The organism is Arthrobacter agilis, from assembly GCF_006494655.1.
Taxonomy (GTDB): domain Bacteria; phylum Actinomycetota; class Actinomycetes; order Actinomycetales; family Micrococcaceae; genus Arthrobacter_D; species Arthrobacter_D agilis.
The window spans coordinates 1-3,865 of the sequence record NZ_VHIM01000016.1; the positions used below are offsets into that span (position 1 = coordinate 1).

Below are 3,865 nucleotides of genomic sequence, written 5' to 3' on the forward strand. Positions count from 1 at the left end.
TTAGGTCCTCTTCGTACACGAGCTCCGGGAAGCGGCGCCGGGCACCGTCAATCGCCTCCGGGTCCGTAACGGTGACCTCTGCGCCCTGCAACTGCAACTGTGCGGCGATGCTGAGGGCCGGGGAATCGCGGACGTCGTCGCTATCGGGTTTGAAGGCCGCTCCCAGCACGGTGATGCGTTTACCGAGGAGCGAGTTTCCCACCAGGGTGCGGGTGAGCTCGACCGTGCGGAAGCGACGTCGAACATTGATGTCATCAACCTCGCGTAGGAAGGTGAGTGCTTGATCGGCGCCAAGCTCTCCAACCCGTGCCATGAAAGCTCGAATGTCTTTAGGTAGGCAGCCGCCGCCGAAGCCCACACCTGCATTGAGGAACTTTCGGCCGATTCGTTCGTCAAAACCTAGAGCGTCGGCAAGGAGTGTTACATCCGCACCGGTAACCTCACACACTTCGGCCATGGCATTGATGTAGGAGATCTTCGTAGCGAGGAACGAGTTCGCTGCCGCTTTGACCAACTCTGCCGTTGCGTAATTCGTGCACAGACGCGGCACGCCCGCCGCTAGGGGAGTGGCATAGACGGCATCAAGCAGTTGTGCTGCACGTGTGCCATCCTCTCCTTCCGGGATGCCATACACGAAACGGTCAGGGGAGAGTGTGTCCTGAATGGCGAGCCCCTCGCGGAGGAACTCGGGGTTCCATGCCAGAAGTCCGTCTGGATATCTCCGCGAGAGCTGATCCGCCAAGCGAACGGCGGTACCTACGGGGACTGTGGACTTACCGACGATGAGATTGCCTGGTTCGAGGAAATCGAGTAGCGATACGAAGGCGCTGTCGACGTGGCGCATATCCGCTGCGTAGTCACCCTTGCGCTGAGGTGTACCGACGCAAAGAAAGTGCACGTCCGACCCCTTAGCATCGGCCATGCTGGGGCTAAACTTCAACCGACCGGTCATCAGAACCTCGTCGAGTAATTCAGACAGACCCGGTTCGAAGAACGGTGCACGCGCTGCTTGGAGGTCACCGACCTTGCGGAGGTCGATATCGATACCGATGACGTCGTGGCCGAGCTTGGCCAAACACACTGCATGGACCGCTCCCAAATACCCGCAACCGATGACAGAGATACGCATATTTGTTCCTTCGTGTATGTGCAGAGATCTGCGGACCATGAGGAACCAGAACTTCTGTGGTTCTCTTCCTACGAATTGAGCCATCTGCCCGTGAGCTCTTCATGAGGTGAGGATGAGAAGGATTTAATTTTTCGCCAACCTCATATTTTAGTGGTTGGGGTCCCCAGGTAGGAGTCCAGTGGTCGTGTGAGTTTCCTATCCCACAAGGGGTGCAGGAGGAGACTCACGAATCATGGCGCGTAGACATACCCCGAAGCAGGTCATAACGAAGGTGCGGCAGGGCCAGAAGATGCTCAGTGACGGCGGCCGATGGTCGAGGTCGTCAAGGAACTCCAGGTCACCGAGGCGACCTGGTACCGGTCGGTGAACCAGTACGGGTCCGAGAAGAACGCCTAGACCTAGAAGCGGACCCGGGAGCTGGAGAAAGAGAACGCACGGCTGAAGAAGTTACTGGCCGACCAGATCCTCGCCAACGACATTCTGAGCGAGGTGGTGAAGAAAGAATTCTGAGCCCCGAACGGCGGCGTCGGCAGTGCGCATGCCGCCGGGGTTTGGGGCGTCCGAAAGATTCGCCTCCCGGCTGCTGGGCCAGAGCCGGTCAGCGCTGCACAGGGGTCGCCCGAAAACCACGGTGGTGCGTCGGTCAGGACCTGTATGCACGGTAGCCTCATCGTCGGCTGTGACCTCGTTACCGCCGGCAGGATGCTCGCTGCCTCCGATCTGGATTCCTACCTCATCCGTGAATCAGACATGGTCACCTCCGAGGACTTCTAGAGCCCATCTGCTCATGCCCGCAGGGCGATCCGTTTGCGGGCCCCGGCGATCAGTCGAACCGTACGAAGGCTCTGACAGATCCTCCTTGGAATTCCTCGGTCTGGGTGTAGCCGAGTGCTTCGTAGAACGCCTTCTGCTGCGGCTCGTCGTCAGTGATCAAGACTTTTTGGCGCACATGCGGGTACTGTTCGAGCGCCCGTTCAGCGAGGGCTCGTCCAATACCTCTCCTGTGGTGTGTTGGCCGTACGAGGATGTCCTGGAGATAGCAGATCGAGGCACCATCGGAGACGACACGTGCCAGCCCGACCAGCGTCTTGCCATCATGGGCGGCCACGAGGGTCGAGGAACCCTCCAATGCTCGTTGGAGATTGTCCGGGTCCTTTGTGTAGGCCAACCACTCCACCGCGCCGTACAGTGCGAGGACTTCGCTGAGCGGTAGGTCCTCGGCCTTCACTACACCTATGGTCGTCATGCTTCATCCAAACACGAAGCTCAGTCGGTGAGAGAGCGGGCGAGATGCTCGCTCGCTGGACCTCCCCGGTGCGCCCGGGCGGTTCATCGTTTCGTGCTCTGTAGGCTCTCCGAAGGATCTGCACTAGGGGGTACCGCATGGCTGAGGAGATTGTCGTCCGGCGTTGCGTCGACGGCGATGTGGACGCGCTGGAGATGACGGAACCGCCAGGATCGGGGATCACACGCAACCTTCTTCGACACCAGACCGCAGGCTCCATCGTGTACGCGGCAGCTTGGCAGAACCATCAGCCAGTCGGGACCGTGGTACTGGATCTGGCTTCCAAGCACACCCCGGAGTTGAAGCACCTGTTCGTTCAGGAAGCCGCTCGAGGGTCCGGTGTAGGTACGGCGCTCTGCGACTGGATAGAGGATCACGCCGCACGAGCAGGATTCGACAAGCTCTACCTCGGCGTCGGTATCGAGAACCACGGTGCCCGGAGGCTGTATGAACGCCTGGGCTTCAGGCCCACCGGCCAGACAACCACGACGACCTATCAGTACGTCGATGACGACGGACAGAAGCAGTGGGCCACCGAGACAGACGACATGTTCGAGAAGATGCTAGCCGCATGAGCTTCATCCTCCAGTAAATCAACAGGCGCGCGGGAGTGGATCGGTCTAGGGTCATCGAAGTAAAGGGAGACTGGCATCCGAATCATTGCGTACGTTGTCGGAGGCCTGCTCGCGGCCGCCGCAATCCTCAGCCTCATCCTCGACCGCTGGGACATCCTGATAGGTGTCGCACTCGGTTTGGTGGCATTCCTGGCCACGGACCCTTTCGCCTGGCGCAACAACCAGACCAACAAACCAAGGAAGTGGCCGGACCTGTCGGAAATTGATGACACTAGACGGACGACCTACTACTACGACGATGAAGACACCCGATCGACACCGGGTATCGGAAACGATGACGAGGAAAGCCCTCCCAGATAGGAGCGGAAGCTCCTACTTGGTGAAATCGTCCGCTGAGCGATGCTCAACGGGACCTCACCGCTAGCTATGTTGACTGACCTGACGTTCGAGCCGCTCGAGATCGGCCGCAACCAGATTAACGTCTCGAGCGAACTCGTCATCGTCAAGCTCGATCTGACGGACGGTGAACACAACCTCAGCCCCGTCCGGATGCGCCAGTACCCGAACAGGGTTCGTCACCACAGTCCCGGACGGCAACGTCACATCATGATCGAGCACTCCGAATTGATTCCGTTCAACGAAACGGACTTCAACCCGGCCCATCGGCGAATCAACCAGCAGTCGGTCACCGTCCCTGACCACCTCAGCCTGGGCGAGGCCTGCCGCCCACTGCGGCAGATTCCCTACATCCGCTGCGTACTCATACACCGCAGCGGGCGAGGCCCCAATTACACGACTTACGTGCCGACTCTTCATAACCGCATCATTGATCCTTCCGGGTTCGGCATCAAGGGCAGGTCCACTTGGTGAAAGAAT

Annotated in this window: 4 protein-coding genes and 1 pseudogene; 2 read left to right on the forward strand and 3 right to left on the reverse strand. The window is 59.5% G+C overall.

What is annotated here, in order from left to right:
* A partial coding sequence (locus tag FJV46_RS14955; RefSeq protein ID WP_140995587.1) for a UDP-glucose dehydrogenase family protein occupies positions 1-1,129 on the reverse strand: 1,129 nt, incomplete at its 3' end.
* Between the two features lie 232 nt (positions 1,130-1,361).
* On the opposite strand from FJV46_RS14955, the pseudogene FJV46_RS14960 reads away from it, so the two are divergent.
* Positions 1,362-1,742 (forward strand): annotated as a pseudogene (locus FJV46_RS14960) (transposase); the annotation flags it as partial.
* A 210-nt stretch (positions 1,743-1,952) separates the two neighbouring features.
* Here the strand turns inward: FJV46_RS14960 and FJV46_RS14965 are convergent.
* Positions 1,953-2,375, reverse strand: a complete 423-nt coding sequence (locus FJV46_RS14965) for a GNAT family N-acetyltransferase (protein ID WP_087025284.1) — start codon at positions 2,373-2,375, stop codon at positions 1,953-1,955.
* 137 nt (positions 2,376-2,512) lie between these two features.
* Between FJV46_RS14965 and FJV46_RS14970 the strand changes: the two genes are divergently transcribed.
* Positions 2,513-2,989, forward strand: a complete 477-nt coding sequence (locus FJV46_RS14970) for a GNAT family N-acetyltransferase (RefSeq protein WP_087025287.1) — start codon at positions 2,513-2,515, stop codon at positions 2,987-2,989.
* Between the two features lie 420 nt (positions 2,990-3,409).
* On the opposite strand, the gene FJV46_RS14975 is transcribed toward FJV46_RS14970, so the two are convergent.
* Positions 3,410-3,805 (reverse strand): SRPBCC family protein, encoded by a 396-nt coding sequence (locus FJV46_RS14975; protein WP_087025290.1) that lies wholly within the window; start codon positions 3,803-3,805, stop codon positions 3,410-3,412.
* Positions 3,806-3,865 lie beyond the last annotated feature (60 nt).